Below are 18,033 nucleotides of genomic sequence, written 5' to 3'. Positions count from 1 at the left end.
GAACTGAATAAAGGAGAGAAAAATTAAATGAAAATCTATACCCAACGTCTTGAAGATATTTCTCCTGATCAGGCATTTGAAACGGTTGAACTAACTTTTGATACCCGTCAAAAATCACGTTTTCGAGCGGCCTTGGCAAGTGGCGTAGATATTGGAGCTGATTTGCCGCGTACTGGAATTTTGCGTAGTGGTTCGTATATTGCAACCCAAGAGGGTGATGTATTACGTGTTGACGCAAAACCTGAACGTTTAATGCAAGTTAGTGCTAAAACCGATTTTGATTTACTTAAAGCTGCCTATCACTTAGGTAATAGACATGTACCATTAATGCTCACACCTACAGCTTTGTATTTTGAGCCTGATCATGTGCTTGCAGAAATGGTAGAAGGATTGGGGCTTACAGTGACAGAAACGGATCATCCTTTTGAACCTGAAAGCGGTGCCTATGCTCAGCATAGTCATGACCATCGCTTAAGCCCAATCAAAGCTTTACACCATGTCCATTCATAATGCTGCGCAATTACTGCAATTGCTGACACTGTCTTCAACGGCACTGCCAGTTGGAGCGTATTGTTATTCGCAAGGCGTGGAAACAGCCATCGATATTGGCTTAATACACGATGAAAGTTCGGCAATTGCTTACTTTGAAGAAGTTCTTGAAATGCTGTTAGTGAGGTTTGAGCTACCGGTACTCAAACGTCTTATGCAACATTATGATGAACCAGACGAGTTCCTGACTTGGGCAAATTTATATAAGGCGAGTCGAGAAAGTAAAGAGCTTTTGGCTGAATCACAGCAGTTGGCATTTTCTTTAAATGCATGGATTAAAGATGTTTTAAAAAAAACGGTTGAGGTTAAAAAGCAGTTTGGTTTTGTGCCTGTCTATGCACAGCTTTGCGGTCGTTTAAAGCTTAAAGAAGAGGATGTGCTTACGGCATATACCTTTACCGTTTTAGAAAATCAGGTTTTGGCAGCAGTAAAAACGGTTCCATTGGGACAAATGGCTGGGCAAAGAATTTTATGGCACTTGCATGGTTTAGTACCAGAGGCAGTACAGAAAGCTTTGAAACTTAATGATGAACAATTAAGCAGCGCTTTACCTCGTTATGCCATGCTGAGCATGAAACACGAAACACAATATTCACGGTTATTCAGATCTTAAGTTTAGGAAAGAAGGATAAAAATCATGACAGAACGTAGCCCGTTAAGAGTTGGAATTGGTGGACCAGTAGGTTCGGGTAAAACAGCACTTACGCTTAACTTATGCCGTGCCTTGCGTGATAAATACAATATGGCTGTAGTGACAAACGATATTTATACTAAAGAAGACTCAAACTTTTTAACCCGTAATGAAGCGATGTCGCCAGATCGTATTGTGGGTGTGGAAACAGGTGGTTGCCCACACACAGCAATTCGTGAAGATGCCTCAATTAACTTGGCTGCGATTGATGATCTATGCGAAAAATTTGATGGCTTAGAGCTTATTATTATTGAAAGTGGTGGTGATAATTTAGCCGCTACATTTAGCCCAGAGCTCTCTGATTTAACTTTATATGTGATTGATGTAGCAGGTGGTGAAAAAATCCCTCGTAAAGGCGGGCCGGGTATTACCAAGTCAGATTTACTGATTATTAATAAAACTGACCTTGCGCCAATGGTTGGTGCAAACCTTGATGTCATGGACCAAGATGCGAAACGCATGCGCGGGGAAAAGCCATTCTTATTTTCAAACATGAAAACACAAGATGGTCTTGAACAAATTATTCAATTTATTGAGAAACAAGGGCTGTTTAAGGCTTAAGGAGTAACTATGAACTTCATTAAGAAATGGGGCATTGGGCTCCTTAGCATGTTACCGGCATTAGCCATGGCACATCCGGGACATGATCATGCACATTCAGGGTTTATGGCAGGTTTTATTCACCCTTTTACTGGGCTTGATCATTTAGTCATGGCTTTAGGTTTTGGTATCTTGTTATGGTCAGCCGCTAAACAATGGAAAATTACTGGTGTCATTACACTAAGCATTACTTTGATTGTAGGTTTTTTAGTAGGTTCTGAAGGTTTAGTACCAGCCAGTATTGCTGAATACGGCATTATTGCTTCTTTGATTGTTACAGCGATTGCACTATGGACAAAATCAAATCGGATTTTGCCTATTGCTGCTGCATTACTTGCAAGCTTTCATGGTATAGCGCATGGTGTTGAACTCGCACATGCGGGACATATTGTTGCATTAGTAGCTGGTATGGTTACTGGTATGGCACTTATCTATTGCTGTGGCTTAGCACTAGGTGCATTGTTTACGCGATATGTACCTTATGGCAAAAAAATTATGGGTACTTGCGCAGCAATTGTTGCAGTCATTGGTTTAAGTTAATTAAACCCTTGCAAAAAAAGGTAGCTTTAAGCTACCTTTTTGGATTTGCAAAATAAAATGTGTGTGCATAAAAATATTTATCCTATTTTTACAGCGCTGATTATCTTTTACAGTGGATATGTTCAGGCCTATGATTTTTTTCAACCAGAAAGTGATTCTACTTTACTAGATACAGAGCAGTTGTTAGATCAATCAGATTTAAACTTGGAACAAAGGCGGTTAGCCATTGAGCATGATGATGAAGTTAATAACTATAATGTGCTCAAAAACGAGTTTTATTCAAATGAGCGTTGGGTAATTTATAATTATACGGCCTATGATACCGGGCAACTTCAGAACAAAAACAGCAATGGTTTAACGAATCATTTTAATATTCAAGATTTATCCATTTCAGTTGGGTATGGAGTTAATTATAGTGTTAATCCAAGACTGAAAATTGGTTATGAATATATTTCGAGTTTTCCTTATGATCGAGGTCAACTCATTCGATTTTTTACGATCTATTTATTCTGAAATAAAAAATTAAAATAATCTAATTCAAATAAATAGATCAGGTAAATTAATTCTTTATAAAATCCTACATGTTTAAATTTTCTGGTAAAGCCCCGCGTGGACAGTACCTGCTTTAGTGGTTTTCACTTGTTGCCATGATGCAGGAAGGTGAAGCTGAGATAAATCTCGGTCAGCTTCAACATAAATGTATCCATTATTTTTGATATGTGAATCTGCCAATTGAGCGAGCTCTTGCCATAGATCGAGACTATAAGGCGGATCTAAAAAAACGACATCAAATTGTTCTTTTAAGCGCGGTAATGCTTGCTGAGCAGTTGCATTGAATAAATGACAATTCTGCGCTTTTAAAAGCTGGATATTCTCTTTTAAAAATCGTGCTTGAGTCTTATCAGGTTCAATCATATAAACAGATGCGGCACCGCGTGAAAGCGCTTCAAAGCCTAATGCACCAGAACCTGTACAGATATCGAGAACCTGAGCATTTTGAATGTCCCACATGAGCCAATTAAATAACGTTTCACGAACACGATCTGGGGTGGGTCTTAAACCTTCAATACTTGCGAATGGTAAAACTCGTCTTTTCCATTCGCCCCCAATAATGCGTAATTGATTTTTCATTATTCATCGATCTCATTTGTAGCAGGGCGAGCAGGAGTAGCTTGTGGAGCAGATGCTGCTGCGGTAGTTGTAGCAGGTGCTGGCGTAGAGCTAGCAGTTTCGCCGCCACTTGGAAGCTCACCTGGTTTAATTCCTGCCGTCATAAGGCCACCATTAACTTGATGGTTGGCTGGACGAATCGGATTTTTATTGCGGGTTAATAACCAGTAATCAAATATCGGCTTAGCAAGTTGAGCTGCGGAACCACCATGACGACCATTTTCCCAAATGACCGCAATAGCAATTTCAGGTTTGTCAGCAGGTGCAAACCCAACGAATAAACCATGGTCAAGTTGGCGTTCACTAAGCGCAGCTTCGTTATAACGTTTACCCTGTGCAATACTTTTAACCTGTGCTGTACCTGTTTTTCCGGCAATTTGATAAAGCGATGTACGGATACCTCGTCCAGTACCTGATTGAATTACATCAATCATGGCTTCTCGCATTTTTACCCAGTCTTCGTCTGTACCGTTGAAATTAATTTTTCCATCAGGCGCATTACGGACTGTAAAAGGTTTTGCACCATGTGATGCACGTAAAACATGTGGAACTACATGAGAGCCGTGATTCGCTGTAATAGCAGTTGCCATTGCAAGTTGTAATGGAGTTGCAGTAAATGCACCTTGACCAATACTGACTGAAATTGTTTCACCTTTCATCCATTTAGTTTTGCGCGTACGCATTTTCCATTCTGGACTTGGGTATAAACCTTCACTTTCACTTGGTAAGTCGACACCTGTTTTTTGACCAAAGCCAAATTGGCGCATCCATTGGTTCATCTGGTCGATGCCCATTTGATTTGCCAAAATATAAAAATAGGTATCGCAAGACATGATAATGGCTTTGTGCATGTTCACGATGCCATGACCAGTTTTTTTCCAGTCACGGAATTTGTGAGAGTCACCAGGTAAATGGAAATAACCTGGGTCAGAAATAGCAGTAGACCAGTCGACAATACCATAATGTAAACCGCCCATTGCTTCCATTGGTTTAATAGTCGAACCAGGAGGGTATGCGCCTTGAACAGCACGGTTATAAAGAGGTTGGTCGATGTTGTCACGTAGAGAGCTATAATCTTTATGATTAATACCCGTCACAAATAGGTTTGGGTTAAAGCTTGGGCTTGAAACCAACGCAAGAATTTCACCAGTACGTGGGTCTATCGCAACAATTGCACCACGACGACCAGCAAGTTGCTGTGATGCTACGACTTGTAAACCATAATCTAATGATAAATAGAGGTCATTACCACGAGTTGGATCTTTACGTCCTAAATGACGCAATACATTACTATGAGCATCGGCTTCTACTGATTCATAACCAGGTGTTCCATGAAGTAAATCTTCATAGCTTTTCTCTACGCCAATTTTACCAATCAGGTTTGTTCCAGCGTATAAGTCTTTATCAATACTTTTTAATTCTTTATCGTTAATACGGCCAACATATCCAATCACATGAGCAAACAATTCACCATGCGGATAATAGCGCGTCATTTGGGTTTCAATTCTAACCCCAGGGAATTTGTATTTAACTTCACTAAACTTGGCAATGTTTGTCTCGGTCAAGTTTAGCTTAATTGCAACGCGTTCAGTTTTTCGTGCCGTTTTAATACGACTTTTAAAGCGGTCTACATCTTCTTGAGTAAGTTCTAAAATAGGCTGTAATTGTTCAATAACTGCATCCGGATCTTCAACATCTGCCTTACTTAATGTTGCGGTAAAGACCGGATAGTTATCTGCTAGTAAAACCCCATTACGGTCATAAATATAACCACGAGCAGGGGGGAGCGGTTGTAAACGAATACGGTTTTTATCCGATGCAGTTGAGAACTCATCGTAATGAAAAATTTGCAGATAAGCGTATCGGCTGGCTAGTACCAATAGACAGATAATCACAAGACCTACGGCAAAAAATATACGACCTCGATAAATGCGCTTTTCTTGCTGGATATCTTTTAAAGGAAAGTGCTGTTTCATACGGATCGACTTAATGACATAGGGTGAGAAAAATAGCTGCTTATTCTAACGCAAGCGCAGTTAAAATATTGCATAATTTTCAAAGTTTCAGTGAAGAGGAAAATTGGCTTTTTTGACTTTGTAGACAACAAAATTGTAGAGTCTTGTATATAAGAAGCAAAATAATTCTGTTAAAGTCTTTCATTCAATAGAATAGGGTTGTTCTCACTATACGATTAGGGAAAATGGAGAAAATAATGAGAAAAATTTATCCCTTACTTGCAGTTTTGACAGTAAGCAGTTGGGCAAATGCTCAAGATTATTCATTTCTTCCAGAAGCAAAATTAGCAGATCACAAAGCATCTACTTGGAATGTAGGTGCAGGTTTTACTCAAAAATTGTTACATCTTAATGGTGAGTGGGTAAATCCTTATGGTATTGCCTATGCCAAGGTTGGCGCATTTTTAAATGGTGATAAAACTGCTGGTGGGCAGGTTGGATTTCGCTATCCTTACTATCTGACTGGAACAGATAAAAATGGCTACTATATTGGCTTTTATGCTGGACACCTTGATAGTAAGCCGGTAGATGGAGAGTATAAATCTCGTTTAGGTGCTGGTGTCGATTTGGCATATGTATTGTTGAATTCAGAAAGAATTAGTACTTTTAGTGTCGGTATTGGTGCAGCTGAAAAACTGACTGACAAGAACGGAGCAGTTGCTGCGAAGACTAAACCACAAATTCAATTTTCTTATTCTCTAAGTTTTGGTTTATAAAACAAAGCAGTTTATCGTTAACTCGCCATAAGCAGAGCACAAATAAATACGAGAGTCTTACATGTTAGAGTACGTCAGCGGATTGTGGCAGACCTTTTTACACAGACCTGATTTTTGGGCCGTTTTAAGTATCATCCCAGTTACTGCCTTTGTCACATGGGCACATGTGTGGATGGCGTTAAAAATGGTATTTTACCCAATCAAATTTTGGGGTTTTCATTTAGGCCCTTTACCAGTCGGTTGGCAAGGAATTGTGCCGCGCAAAGCTGGACGTATTTCAGGAATTATCACCGATAATACTTTATCTAAATTAGGTTCTTTACGTGAGTTTTTAGAGGCCATGGACCCTGAAGACATGGCACGTATTATTGGTGAGCAAGTCGGATTTGAACTTGAGCATTTGATTGATGAGGTGATGATCGATCGTAATGCCGTACTTTGGGAAAATTTGCCTTATTCAATTAAACGCCGTATTTATGCACAGGCGCATAAACAATTACCCGGTGTATTAAGAGAATTAGTGACTGAGCTGACCATGAACGTCGAGTCGCTGGTGAATATGCGTGAAATGGTCGTGAGCCAGATGGAAGGTGATCGCCGTTTAATGGTACGTATGTTTTTAAAAGTAGGCCAAAAAGAGATCAACTTTATTTGGCATATTAGTGCTTTAATCGGGATGTTCTTTGGTATTTTCCAAATGGTTGTTTGGTTCGTTGTACCTTGGCACTGGACTGTTCCGTTTTGGGCTTCAATTTGGGGTTTTTTAACCAACTGGATTGCAATCTGGATGGTATTTAATCCAATTGAACCAAATTATATTCGTTACCCACAGATTTTTAGATTAACAAAAGACCGTAAGTTCCCTTGGATTGTACCCGTTCTTCGAATTGGAACGTATAATTTCCAAGGTGCTTTCATGAAGCGTCAAGAGGAAGTCTCTGATGTGTTCTCAAGTGTAGTTACAGAAGATCTGATCACCTTAAAATCGATTATGACTGAAATGATGTATGGGCCGCGTAAAGATAAGACGCGCCGTATTGTGAAGCGTCATATTAACGAAATTATGGAAACACCACTTGTTCGTACATCTTTACAGCTTTCTTTAGGGCCAAGAGAGTACGCAAGATTAAAGACGGACTTGATTGATCGTTCAATTGAAATTACGATGGGACCCGTATGTGACCCTGCACTAAATGCAAGCCGGGCACAGAAGATTTTTCAAATGTTTAAAGAGCGTATTCGTGAACTAACACCAAAAGAGTTTCAGAATTTATTACGTCCTGCATTTCAAGAGGACGAGTGGATTCTTATTGTATTAGGTGGGGTAACCGGATTTATTGCTGGTACAATACATTTGTTTGTAGCTTTCTTATAATTCGACGTCGGGCAGGATCTATTGAAGATTAATGAGACTTTTTCTGCCAGACTTCATTCATTGTTTTAAATGAGGATGTTTTTTATGCGCATTATCTTACTCGGACCACCTGGGGCAGGCAAAGGTACTCAGGCTCAGTTGATCTGTAAGCGCTACAATGTCCCACAAATTTCAACCGGTGATATGCTCCGTGCTGCGATTCGTGAAGGTACTGAACTTGGTCTAAAAGCTAAAAGCGTAATGGAATCTGGCGGTTTAGTTTCAGATGAACTTATTATCGGTTTAGTAAAAGAACGTATTGCTCAACCTGACTGTGCAAATGGCTGCATTTTCGATGGTTTCCCACGTACTATTCCTCAAGCAGAAGCATTGGAAAAAGAAGGCATCAGCATTGATCACGTGATTGAAATTGATGTGCCTGACGAAGAAATCGTAAAACGTCTTTCTGGCCGCCGTCAGCACCCAGCTTCTGGTCGTGTTTACCACACTGTATACAATCCACCTAAAGTGGAAGGTAAAGATGACGAAACTGGTGAAGATCTTGTTCAACGTCCAGATGACCAAGAAGAAACAATCCGTAAGCGTCTAGCGTCTTATCATACTGAAACAGAGCAATTAGTTGGTTTCTACCAAGGTCGTGCTGCTTCTGGTGAAAATGCACCAACTTATGACAAGCTTGATGGCTTACGTACAATTGAAGATGTACAAAAAGATTTGTTCAACATCTTAGACAAATAATTTTATTTTTATTGAAACTGCTTAATGTTTACATTGAGCAGTTTTTTTATATCAAGAATAGTTGGCGACATAAGATGTCGCACTATGTAATAATAGTATGTAAAATTAAATTTAAAACATTTATAGTGTGTCCCATTCTATAAACCAAAACATTGAAATTAAAAAATTATTTTAAAGGGTTAATTATGTTGCTGACGATTCAGTCTGATCAGGTGGAACAAATTATTCCAGATGCAAGTTCAGCGAAATCAGCTAAAAAACTAGCGAAATTTGAAGCATGGAATAATATATCTGGTTCAGTTGACCAATGGATTTGGGGAGAAATTCAAGGTAGTTCAATTTATCAAAGTGCAATTTTTTTACCTGAATTGAAGTGTGAATGTAGTTGTCCAAGTTTTAAACGGCCTTGTAAACATGCCTTAGCATTATTATTAGTGTATACCGAGTATCAAGATAAATTTATTGTGCAATCAGACCAACAAAACATACCTGATCGTGTACAAAAATGGCGTGATAAAAAAACGAAAACACTTGAGAAAAAAGAAAACAAGATTGATAAACCTATTGATGAAGAAGCTCGACTTAAACGCCAATTGGCGCGTGAGAAAAAAATGGATGCTGGGATTTATGCATTACAAACATGGCTAAATGATGTAATTACTATAGGGCTAGCAAGATTACGCCAACAACAACACGAAAAATTCAGAGATATTCAAAGCCGTTTAGTAGATGCTCAAGTTGCAGGTTTGGTGAGTTATTTAGATGAATTTTCTAGTGCTTTGTATCAAACCAACTGGCAAATAGAAAGTTCATTCTGGTTGGCTAAATTACAAACTGCTATTCATTTATGGCAGAATCGTCATCATCTTAAACCTGAGCTGTATGAAGAGGTAAAACAGTTATTTGGTATTAATTTGCCAGCTGATATATGGGATAACATACCAGTTCATAAATTTGGTCTATACGCTTTAGGACAAGTAACACAGGAGTTGGTGAATACTCGTGGACGTTATCGTCGTCAATGGTTATGGGATAGTCAGAACCTACGTGATTACTTGATACTGGATTTTGAAATACCTCCTCATTCAAGTTTTGGAGTGACCTTACCTTATCAAAAACAATTGGCTTTAAATGCTAAGCTTTATCCAGTGATAAGCCAACAACGTCTTCGTTTAGAAGATAATTTAATGTCGTTCAATGATTTGAGCCTAACGCTCGTTGCGCCAAAAGGCTTTAAAAATTTTGATCAGGCATTTACTCAATATGCGAATGGCTTAAAACAATATCCTTTACAGTTAGTACGCTTTTTTTGGCTTGAGCAATTGCACTTAGTTAAACATGACAAAGTAATTTATTTGGTCGATCAGAATCAAAAAATGTGTGAAATTGAGATTAAACAATTTGTTGAGTTATGGTTTTTAGTGGGGGCTGAGCCATTTAGTGCAGGCGTTGAATGGAATGGATTACAACTAAAACTCGTTAGTATTTGGCAAGGAGGGCAATTTGAATGTCTTTAACTCCATCATACAGTGAGTTTAATCAGCAGTTACTACTCAAGCTGACTTTAGGGCTGCAATTTAAGCAGGTTATCAAAACTCCTAAGGAATTGCAGGTTTATGTACCTAAAGAGATTGATTCAGCCCAAGATTTATTGGTCTTGAACCAATATTGGGTGCTGATGCAACAAGCAGGTTATCAACTGCAAGAGATGCCCGAAACATTTCAGAAAAATATCGCACAGATTGATCAGATAGAAAATGAAAAGCAGTTAGATGATGGGCTCGTGCAAATTTTGAAATGGATTGTTGCACAAGAGTCGCCATTTTTATATCAGGATTGGGTTAATCAAATTTTAAAACTTGCTCAACAACAGCAGCAAGTGATTCCACGTTATTTGGTGTTGAAAGTTTTACCACTGTGTCGGAACCTAGTGTTATTGGCATCAGTCTTACCTGAGTTTGCATTTCAGGGAGATGTGACAACACGTGTAGATGATGCGAAAAGAGTGTGGAAATATTTGAAACAACAAAATGCCGAACCATTGATCCGTCAGTTGTTGAAATCAAAAAATAGTGATTGGTCTTTATTGATGAGCCAATTGTGCGGTCAATTACCAGACTTTATTAACCAGTATATTGCGGAATTCTGGTCACAATCTATTCAGAAAAATCATTTGCAAAGTCATGCTGAAAGTCTAGTGACATATAACATGCCAGTAACCCAATTTGAAGCTTTATACCAGCATGTGAAAACACTAGAACCCCAGAATGCAGCGACAGTACGTAATAATGCAGCATTAAGCTTTTATTTATATTATCAAGATAATACCCTCTATAACGAGGTTATGGCGTTACTGCGTGCATGTTTAAGCTACGATGTTCAAGCCAGAAAAGTTAAATTCAACATTAACTTAGATCAAGATGATGCATTGAATGATTATGGTTTCTTTGATCGAGAAGCAAATTTGGTTGAAAGCCGTAAAAGTTTAAAAACGGCTTACCAAAGTTCTCAAGTCGAACAGGCTTATCAGGAGTTTTGTGAAAGTTCACAGGGCGTACTTTATCTCAAAAGAATTTTAATCCAATTACCACTTGCCTATTGGTTAGAATTATTTGGTACTTGGGATCATTTATTTTTATTACATTCGCGACAAAAAGATTCACTGTGGAGCGCATTTATTTTGTGCTGTTACCGAGAGCAGCGCCGTGATCTAGCTTTATGGTTTTATCAACATCAGACCAAATGGTATGAAGCTGTGACAATATCAACTCGAAGCAGGATCGAGCGTGAGACAATCTTTGGTTTGCTAGATCAGGAGCCAGCAAGCAAATTATTATTAGAACAACTTGAGTCCTATTATCGAAATCAAGATTTAGAACATTTTTGCTATGTATTTCAAAGAGCAAAAGTTTTACATCAAGATCAGAAAATTTCAGAAATGGCAGCTGTGTTAATACAACACGCGTATGGGAATTTGGACTTGCAGCAGGATCAAAATAAATTTGCATTATTAAAAGAGCATGCGCAATGGCTGATTTTGGAAGCTTATCCAATAGACTTCAGTTGTCTACAACCTCTTTTTTCTATTTCTGAATGGAAACAAATGAGTAATTTTATTCAGTATAAACAAAAACTTATTTCTTAATGATCAATAAATCATAAATTAGGATAATCAACATGTCTCAACAAGTTTTACGTGCACGTGCAGAACAACAGTTTTCTCATGAATTAGATGCATTAAAGGCACATGACCATTTAGCAAAACCACCACAATGGCAACTTTCACCGAAAGCTGTTGTAGATTATTTATTGGGGACCACTTTAGCTGATGGAACTGTGATTTCACCTAAATATATTGGTAATCGCCGTTTAATGGAAATTGCAGTGGCAACTTTGGCAACTGACCGAGCATTGTTATTATTAGGGGTGCCGGGTACGGCAAAATCATGGGTATCTGAGCATTTAGCAGCCGCTATTTCTGGAAATAGTGCATTACTGATTCAAGGTACGGCTGGCACTAGTGAAGATACTTTACGTTATAGCTGGAACTATGCACAACTTTTATCTAAAGGTCCTAGTGAAGATGCATTAGTCAAAAGCCCGATGTTGCGCGCGATGCAAGAAGGAAAGATCGCTCGTGTAGAAGAATTAACTCGTATTCCTGCAGATGTTCAAGATACTTTAATCACGTTGCTTTCTGAAAAAAATCTGCCTGTGCCTGAGCTCGGTATTGAGTATCAAGCGATACAAGGTTTTAGTGTGATTGCAACAGCCAATAACCGTGATAAAGGGGTGAATGAACTCTCCTCTGCGTTAAAGCGTCGTTTTAATACGGTAATTTTACCGCCGCCTGCCACAATCTCAGAAGAAGTCGAGATCGTACAAAAGCGTGTTCAGTCATTAGGTAAAAGTTTGCAACTTCCCGAGATTCAGCCTTTGGATGCTCAAATTCAAAAATTGGTGACGATTTTTAGAGAGTTGCGTCATGGACAAACTTTAGATGGTAAGCAAAAGCTAAAAACCACTACGGGTACCTTATCAACAGCTGAAGCTATTTCTGTGATGAGTCATGGTTGGGTAATGGCTGGGCATTTTGGTTCAGGTAATTTAACTGACCATGAATTAGCAGCAGGTTTACAGGGTGCTGTATTAAAAGATCCAGTTCAAGATCTTGTGCCTTGGAAAGAATATGTGGAAACCGTGATTAAACAACGTGAGGGTTGGCAAGACCTGTATCGTGCTTGTCGTGATTTAGAATAAAACCTAATAATAAATGACTTCATCCCAATCTTCTCCTTGAAAAGGAGAAGATGTGATTGAAATAAAGGATAGAAAAATGCTGCATATTCTCGGTATTCGTCATCATGGGCCTGGTTCGGCACGTAGTGTATGTAATGCTTTGGCTTCGATTCAACCCGATTGTATTCTGATTGAAGGACCACCTGATGCCAATCCAATCATTGCTCAATTACAACATGCCGATTTTAAGCCGCCTGTAGCATTGTTGTTGAATACTCCTGTACAAAAAGAAGTACGATCACAGGCGGTCTTCTATCCTTTTGCTGAGTTTTCACCTGAGTGGCAAGCTTTACAATATGCGCTGCGTCAGCAAGTTGCAGTAGAGTTTATGGATCTACCCTTGCAACATCGTTTTGCATTAGAAAAACAATGGGCAGAACAACGTCTACAGAAAGCTTCGGTGGATGAACAGGCATTAACAGATGAACAAGAGGTTGAGCTGAATCAGCAAGATGATATTGAGTCAGAATATAATCTGGAACAACATTATCTTTCGATTCGTCGAGATCCAATTCAATTATTGGCTGAACAGGCTGGCTATCAAGATAGTGAACGGTTTTGGGAACATCTAGTCGAACAGCAACCACATGCTGGACAAATGTTCACTGCTATTAGCGATGCGATGGCAGCTTTACGTGATCATTTACTAAGCCAGCAACCTGAAAATTACAGTAGCGAAGATCAATTACTGGAGCAGTATCGTGAAGCCTATATGCGCAAAGTGATTAAGCAGGCAGAAAAGCAAGGCTATCAAAATATTGTGGTGATTTGTGGTGCATGGCATGCACCAGTGTTGGTGGATTTAAAAGCTCAAACTAAAGCGGATACCGCTTTACTGAAAGGTTTGCCTAAAATCAAAGTTGATGCTGCATGGATTGCGTGGACACATGGACGATTGAGCCGAGATAATGGTTATGGCGCAGGTGTACAAGCGGTTGGGTGGTATACCCATCTTTGGAAGCATTACCAACAAGCTTTAGACGGAAATGTTGATGGCGAAAAAATTACCATTGATTGGTTAAGTCAATTTGCCCAAGCCTTACGCCAAGCAGGTCATGACGCCTCTAGTGCCCAAATTATTGATGCGGTACAACTGATCCAATCTTTATTGCAATTACGTGGACGCCGTATCCCTGATTTGGAAGATTTGTTTGAGGTAATTCGCTCGGTCTTGAATCATGGTTTAGATATTCCACAACCGATTTTAGCTAAATTGCTTGAAGATGAGCAATTGGGACAAGTACCTGCTGAATTGATTGAGTTGCCAATTCAAAAAGACTTTTTACAGCAAGTGAAGCATTTTCGCTTAAAACTTGAAGCACCACATCGTGATATTACGCTAGATTTACGTGAAGCATTCGACTTGGCAAAAAGTCAATTTCTGCATTGTATTAAATTACTTGGCGTTGCTTGGGCAGAGTTAGCAGATACAGGTGCGAAGCAAGGGAATTTTAAAGAAATTTGGCAGTTGTCTTGGCAGCCTGAAAGTAGTTTATATCTGAATGAAATGTCATTGTGGGGCAATAGCGTGCAACTTGCTACGCAAAGTTATGTAGAACATCAGATCAAACAGTGTGAAGATGTGGGACAAATTGCTCAACTGATTGAAAGCATTTTATTGTCTGGTTTGGACCAAAGCTTAAATTTGGCTTTGGATAAACTGAATGAACTTACCACCCAGCATCAAGATCCAAGTATTATTTTGGCAACCTTAAAGCCACTAATTACCGCAATTCGTTATGGCAGCGTGCGCCAGTTTTCGATGCAACATTTGCATCAAGTGGTAGAACATTTAGCGATTCGTTTGATGTTGAGTTTGCCAAGTTATTGTGTACAACTGAATGCCGAAATGGCGCAGCAGTTTGCTCAACAACTACAAGCCTTATATGAACTTTTAGAACAATTGCAACATGATGAATTATTGCAGCTCTGGCAGGAGACCTTACAACAGTTATTGCAGCTGGAATATATGCAAGGTTATTTGCATGGTTGTTGTGTACGTTTAGCACGAGAACAGCAGTTAATTGATGTGGAACAGACACAGGGATTTCTCTCACGAGCTTTATCGATTGGGCAGACAGCCGACTTTAGTGCCGCTTGGTTTGAAGGTTTTCTGACTCATCAAGCTTTGTTATTGATTCATGAGCAAAGCCTTTGGGATACTGTGAGCCAATGGGTCAATCAATTACAAGAGCAGCAATTTATTGAGTTATTGCCAATTTTGGCGAGAACAGCCTCCAGTTTTAGTCCTGCTGAATCACAGCAATTAATTCAGAAAGTGACGCTAAAATCGACCACAATCAAACAAGAGCTCGGTACTTTAGACATCGAACGTGCTCAAACGGTATTAGATGAAATATACACATATTTACAGCCTGTTTCTGTCGAGGTTTAAGTGATGAACATGAATGAAGAACTAATCACTTTAGAACAATCAGACTTTGCGGAACAAGAACGACGTTGGCGTTTGATTTTAGGACAAGTCCCAAATTCGACTTCGCATTTACCGAATTGGTCGATGCAAGATAGTAAGATGCAAGAGTGTTTGAATGAACTTTATCAGACGCAGCAGCCTAATCGCCGAGGTGGTCTTGGGCATTCGAGTCCTCGAGTTGCGCAATGGTTAGGTGATATTCGTCAGTATTTTCCATCCTCGGTAGTGAAAGTCATCCAAAAAGATGCTTTAGAGCGTTTGAATTTACAGCAAATGTTGTTAGAGCCTGAATTGTTGGCGAGTGTTGAGGTTGATATTCATTTGGTTTCAACTTTGATTTCACTCAATCATTTGATGCCTGAGAAAACCAAAGAAACTGCACGTATTGTGGTACGTCAGTTGGTAGAGCAGCTTGAAAACCGACTAAAACAACCATTGCAGCAAGCGATTAGAGGCAGTATTAACCGTTCAGCCCATACACGACGTCCTAAACGCATGCAAGACATTAACTGGAAGCGCACTATTCAGGCCAATTTGAAACACTGGCAAGAAGATTTTAAAACCATTATTCCACATGAGTTACATGGACATCCACGTCAACAAACGGCTTTAAAAGACATTATACTCTGTGTTGATCAGAGTGGTTCGATGGCTCCTTCAGTGATTTATTCCAGTGTTTTTGCGGCGGTGATGGCAAGTATCCGTGCAGTCAGTACGCAAATGATTGTATTTGATACCGAGTTAGCTGATTTAACCCCTTTGTTAGAAGATCCTGTGGATGTGTTATTCGGCACACAGTTAGGTGGGGGAACCGATATTGCTAAAGCGATTAAATACTGCCGTAGTAAAATTACTCGCCCAGAAGACACGATTTTTATCCTCATTAGCGATTTATGTGAAGGTGGTGATGCTAAGCAAATGCTCAAACAAGTGGCTGAAATGCTGGACAGTGGGGTACAAGTCATTACGCTACTGGCATTGTCTGATGATGGTGCCCCTTGGTACGACACTCAACATGCACAGATCTTTGCTGATATGGGGATTCCAACGTTTGCCTGTACACCTGATCAATTTCCCGAACTCATGGCAACTGCAATTGAAAAACAGGATATTCATGCATGGTATGCAAGCCAACAAAATCTGACATAATAGTAGTTAAAGATTATGTTATGGCATATAACACTCAAAGTTTGAGTGGATTGAGGATACTTCTTTGCTGAAAATTATTTTGATTGTAGTGGTAATTTTAAGTTTAGCTCTACTGTTATTTTTACTATATCAAAGTCAAAAAATGCTACGTCATGTGCAGAAACAACAGGCTTTGGAAAATAAAAAGAACGGACGAGAACGTCAACTACATCCTAAATTGCAGCAGATTAAAAAACCTCAGGATTAACTGAGGTTCTTTGTTGGAATTGCTTTTATAGCACCAAATTCAAAGCGGTCTGGCCAGTTACACACATCGGCAACCACACACTCTGAGCATTTCGGTTTACGGGCAATACAGCAGTAACGGCCATGTAATATCAACCAGTGATGTGCATCTATAATAAATTCTTTAGGAATCACCTTAACTAAACGGTGTTCAACCTCAAGTACATTTTTGCCTACTGCTAAGCCAGTACGGTTTCCCACACGAAAAATGTGCGTGTCGACAGCCATAGTTGGTTGTCCGAAAGCAGTATTTAAAACCACATTGGCTGTTTTACGTCCTACACCTGGTAAAGCTTCCAAATCTTTTCTATTGCTTGGAACCTCACCGTTAAATTGCTCCATTAAAATCTTACAGGTTTTTATGACATTTTCAGCTTTGGCGTTATAAAGGCCAATGGTCTTTATATATTCTTTAAGTCCATCTACGCCTAAGTTATAGATTTTTTCAGCAGTATTGGCGACAGGATAAAGCTTATCTGTTGCTTTGTTTACGCTAACATCGGTCGCTTGTGCCGATAACATGACGGCAATTAATAATTCAAAAGGTGATGAATATTTTAATTCGGTTTCTGGAGAAGGTCTTTGTTCACGAAGGCGTTCAAAGAAAATTTGAATCTGCTTTTTCGTCATATTTTTGACGGCCATTCAGACCTCCTGTAATTGAGTGAGTTGCTGGTGTAATTCATCAAGTTGAAGACGCTTTTTTGAATCTTCTCGAACACTGAGCTGCTTTTCCAACTTTTTAATTTGTGTGCGAATTTTAGCTAATTCAATAGTCGTTTTTGCGTCATTTACAATTACTTCTTTCGGCTTCTCAATGATTTGAATTGAAGGCAGATCATCAAGTGCTTGAGAGAACTTTGCAAAAAATTGTGTGTCAATTTCAGCGCGTACGACAGGGCCTTTGCGATGTATACGACGTTTCTCTTCGCGTTGAATATGCGCGTAGTAACGTTGTCTTAAATCATTTTGTTCCGCAATTCTTTGCTGTTCATTTGGTAAAGCTTGAGTGTCTTCGACCAGATCAATACAGTCAACTGGGCAGGGTGGAATACATAACTCACAACCTGTGCATAGATCAGTTAAAATCGTATGCATGAGCTTACCACTACCAATAATGGCATCTACAGGGCAGGCATTAATGCATTTTGTACATCCGATACATTCGTCTTCACGAATAATCGCTTTCATACGTTGTGGGCGTCCATCGGCTTGTACAGGCCATACACTTGTTTCAGCAGGTAACGACGAGCGATTTAATAGTTTTGCGAGCGCATCGGCCACTGGCTGTCCACCAGGAACACATTTATTTGCATCTTCACCTTCAGCAATTGACTTTGCGTAAGGTAGACAACCGTCACGGTGTCCACATAAACCACATTGTGTTTGTGGCAATAACGCATCGATCTCGCGTATGAGAGAAATAGATGGATTCATAGAGGAAAATAGCTTGTTTAAAACGATGCGATAAT

Annotated in this window: 18 protein-coding genes; 14 read left to right on the top strand and 4 right to left on the bottom strand. The window is 39.4% G+C overall.

All coding sequences use genetic code 11. The annotated features are described in order from the left end of the window. Positions 1 to 27: 27 nt before the first annotated feature. The 5 genes from ureE to ABFY81_RS06135 are packed head-to-tail and all read left to right on the top strand — an operon-like array spanning position 28 to position 2,893. A complete protein-coding gene (gene ureE, locus ABFY81_RS06155; protein WP_004703074.1) occupies positions 28 to 510 on the top strand; it encodes an urease accessory protein UreE in 483 nt (160 codons plus the stop codon). After that, positions 497 to 1,162: an urease accessory UreF family protein gene (locus ABFY81_RS06150; RefSeq protein ID WP_347913332.1), complete on the top strand. Its 666-nt coding sequence runs from the start codon at positions 497 to 499 to the stop codon at positions 1,160 to 1,162. The genes ureE and ABFY81_RS06150 overlap by 14 nt, the downstream gene beginning before the upstream one ends. A 24-nt stretch (positions 1,163 to 1,186) precedes the next feature. Further along, complete coding sequence (gene ureG / locus ABFY81_RS06145) at positions 1,187 to 1,801, top strand: urease accessory protein UreG (protein WP_039248672.1); 615 nt, start codon at positions 1,187 to 1,189, stop codon at positions 1,799 to 1,801. A gap of 9 nt (positions 1,802 to 1,810) precedes the next feature. Beyond that, the gene (locus ABFY81_RS06140) at positions 1,811 to 2,380 is read left to right on the top strand and encodes a HupE/UreJ family protein (protein WP_347913331.1); all 570 of its coding nucleotides are present in this window, start codon (positions 1,811 to 1,813) and stop codon (positions 2,378 to 2,380) included. 57 nt (positions 2,381 to 2,437) lie between these two features. Then, positions 2,438 to 2,893 (top strand): hypothetical protein, encoded by a 456-nt coding sequence (locus tag ABFY81_RS06135; RefSeq protein WP_151761407.1) that lies wholly within the window; start codon positions 2,438 to 2,440, stop codon positions 2,891 to 2,893. Positions 2,894 to 2,965: 72 nt separating this feature from the next. Here the strand turns inward: ABFY81_RS06135 and rsmD are convergent, their stop codons facing one another. Beyond that, entirely contained in the window at positions 2,966 to 3,511 is a 546-nt protein-coding gene (gene rsmD / locus ABFY81_RS06130; protein WP_019456864.1) for a 16S rRNA (guanine(966)-N(2))-methyltransferase RsmD, read from the bottom strand. Continuing rightward, positions 3,511 to 5,526, bottom strand: coding sequence for a penicillin-binding protein 2 (gene mrdA, locus ABFY81_RS06125; RefSeq protein WP_077163550.1), 2,016 nt, complete (start codon positions 5,524 to 5,526; stop codon positions 3,511 to 3,513). Before mrdA ends, rsmD begins: the two co-directional genes overlap by 1 nt. 236 nt (positions 5,527 to 5,762) lie before the next feature. Between mrdA and ABFY81_RS06120 the strand changes: the two genes are divergently transcribed. The 9 genes from ABFY81_RS06120 to ABFY81_RS06080 all read left to right on the top strand — a co-directional run bounded on the left by ABFY81_RS06120 (position 5,763) and on the right by ABFY81_RS06080 (position 16,523). After that, complete coding sequence (locus ABFY81_RS06120) at positions 5,763 to 6,281, top strand: hypothetical protein (RefSeq protein WP_347913330.1); 519 nt, start codon at positions 5,763 to 5,765, stop codon at positions 6,279 to 6,281. Positions 6,282 to 6,342: 61 nt separating this feature from the next. Continuing rightward, entirely contained in the window at positions 6,343 to 7,656 is a 1,314-nt protein-coding gene (locus ABFY81_RS06115) for a hypothetical protein (protein ID WP_004703059.1), read from the top strand. A gap of 84 nt (positions 7,657 to 7,740) precedes the next feature. Next, complete coding sequence (adk, locus tag ABFY81_RS06110) at positions 7,741 to 8,394, top strand: adenylate kinase (RefSeq protein ID WP_002117671.1); 654 nt, start codon at positions 7,741 to 7,743, stop codon at positions 8,392 to 8,394. 185 nt (positions 8,395 to 8,579) lie between these two features. Beyond that, positions 8,580 to 9,911, top strand: a complete 1,332-nt coding sequence (locus tag ABFY81_RS06105) for an SWIM zinc finger family protein (protein WP_347913329.1) — start codon at positions 8,580 to 8,582, stop codon at positions 9,909 to 9,911. Next, complete coding sequence (locus tag ABFY81_RS06100; RefSeq protein ID WP_347913328.1) at positions 9,902 to 11,539, top strand: hypothetical protein; 1,638 nt, start codon at positions 9,902 to 9,904, stop codon at positions 11,537 to 11,539. Before ABFY81_RS06105 ends, ABFY81_RS06100 begins: the two co-directional genes overlap by 10 nt. A gap of 32 nt (positions 11,540 to 11,571) precedes the next feature. Beyond that, positions 11,572 to 12,654: an AAA family ATPase gene (locus tag ABFY81_RS06095; RefSeq protein WP_060465434.1), complete on the top strand. Its 1,083-nt coding sequence runs from the start codon at positions 11,572 to 11,574 to the stop codon at positions 12,652 to 12,654. Between the two features lie 76 nt (positions 12,655 to 12,730). Beyond that, positions 12,731 to 15,088, top strand: a complete 2,358-nt coding sequence (locus ABFY81_RS06090) for a DUF5682 family protein (RefSeq protein ID WP_347913327.1) — start codon at positions 12,731 to 12,733, stop codon at positions 15,086 to 15,088. Between the two features lie 3 nt (positions 15,089 to 15,091). Further along, positions 15,092 to 16,276 (top strand): VWA domain-containing protein, encoded by a 1,185-nt coding sequence (locus ABFY81_RS06085; protein ID WP_347913326.1) that lies wholly within the window; start codon positions 15,092 to 15,094, stop codon positions 16,274 to 16,276. Between the two features lie 64 nt (positions 16,277 to 16,340). Then, positions 16,341 to 16,523: a hypothetical protein gene (locus ABFY81_RS06080; RefSeq protein WP_019456871.1), complete on the top strand. Its 183-nt coding sequence runs from the start codon at positions 16,341 to 16,343 to the stop codon at positions 16,521 to 16,523. On the opposite strand, the gene nth is transcribed toward ABFY81_RS06080, so the two are convergent. Together nth and ABFY81_RS06070 are read right to left on the bottom strand one after the other, a co-directional pair. Beyond that, positions 16,520 to 17,206: an endonuclease III gene (gene nth / locus ABFY81_RS06075; RefSeq protein WP_004703053.1), complete on the bottom strand. Its 687-nt coding sequence runs from the start codon at positions 17,204 to 17,206 to the stop codon at positions 16,520 to 16,522. The two genes, ABFY81_RS06080 and nth, sit on opposite strands and share 4 nt — an antisense overlap. Then, entirely contained in the window at positions 17,207 to 17,998 is a 792-nt protein-coding gene (locus tag ABFY81_RS06070) for an RnfABCDGE type electron transport complex subunit B (RefSeq protein WP_347913325.1), read from the bottom strand. Positions 17,999 to 18,033 lie beyond the last annotated feature (35 nt).

This window comes from Acinetobacter sp. WA-87 (assembly GCF_039938935.1).
Classification (GTDB): Bacteria; Pseudomonadota; Gammaproteobacteria; order Pseudomonadales; family Moraxellaceae; genus Acinetobacter; species Acinetobacter seifertii.
Note: the sequence above shows the minus strand (reverse complement) of the source record. Positions and strands in the feature narration are given on the sequence as shown.

What these genes read in the sequence shown, in the direction of transcription:
- ureE (WP_004703074.1), top strand. Translation starts at nt 28, where the DNA reads ATGAAAATCTATACCCAACGTCTTGAAGATATTTCTCCTGATCAGGCA.
- adk (WP_002117671.1), top strand. Translation starts at nt 7,741, where the DNA reads ATGCGCATTATCTTACTCGGACCACCTGGGGCAGGCAAAGGTACTCAG.
- ABFY81_RS06120 (WP_347913330.1), top strand. Translation starts at nt 5,763, where the DNA reads ATGAGAAAAATTTATCCCTTACTTGCAGTTTTGACAGTAAGCAGTTGG.
- ABFY81_RS06090 (WP_347913327.1), top strand. Translation starts at nt 12,731, where the DNA reads ATGCTGCATATTCTCGGTATTCGTCATCATGGGCCTGGTTCGGCACGT.
- ABFY81_RS06140 (WP_347913331.1), top strand. Translation starts at nt 1,811, where the DNA reads ATGAACTTCATTAAGAAATGGGGCATTGGGCTCCTTAGCATGTTACCG.
- ABFY81_RS06070 (WP_347913325.1), bottom strand. Translation starts at nt 17,998, where the DNA reads ATGAATCCATCTATTTCTCTCATACGCGAGATCGATGCGTTATTGCCA.
- ABFY81_RS06100 (WP_347913328.1), top strand. Translation starts at nt 9,902, where the DNA reads ATGTCTTTAACTCCATCATACAGTGAGTTTAATCAGCAGTTACTACTC.
- ureG (WP_039248672.1), top strand. Translation starts at nt 1,187, where the DNA reads ATGACAGAACGTAGCCCGTTAAGAGTTGGAATTGGTGGACCAGTAGGT.
- ABFY81_RS06085 (WP_347913326.1), top strand. Translation starts at nt 15,092, where the DNA reads ATGAACATGAATGAAGAACTAATCACTTTAGAACAATCAGACTTTGCG.
- ABFY81_RS06115 (WP_004703059.1), top strand. Translation starts at nt 6,343, where the DNA reads ATGTTAGAGTACGTCAGCGGATTGTGGCAGACCTTTTTACACAGACCT.
- rsmD (WP_019456864.1), bottom strand. Translation starts at nt 3,511, where the DNA reads ATGAAAAATCAATTACGCATTATTGGGGGCGAATGGAAAAGACGAGTT.
- ABFY81_RS06150 (WP_347913332.1), top strand. Translation starts at nt 497, where the DNA reads ATGTCCATTCATAATGCTGCGCAATTACTGCAATTGCTGACACTGTCT.
- ABFY81_RS06135 (WP_151761407.1), top strand. Translation starts at nt 2,438, where the DNA reads ATGTGTGTGCATAAAAATATTTATCCTATTTTTACAGCGCTGATTATC.
- nth (WP_004703053.1), bottom strand. Translation starts at nt 17,206, where the DNA reads ATGGCCGTCAAAAATATGACGAAAAAGCAGATTCAAATTTTCTTTGAA.
- ABFY81_RS06095 (WP_060465434.1), top strand. Translation starts at nt 11,572, where the DNA reads ATGTCTCAACAAGTTTTACGTGCACGTGCAGAACAACAGTTTTCTCAT.
- ABFY81_RS06105 (WP_347913329.1), top strand. Translation starts at nt 8,580, where the DNA reads ATGTTGCTGACGATTCAGTCTGATCAGGTGGAACAAATTATTCCAGAT.
- mrdA (WP_077163550.1), bottom strand. Translation starts at nt 5,526, where the DNA reads ATGAAACAGCACTTTCCTTTAAAAGATATCCAGCAAGAAAAGCGCATT.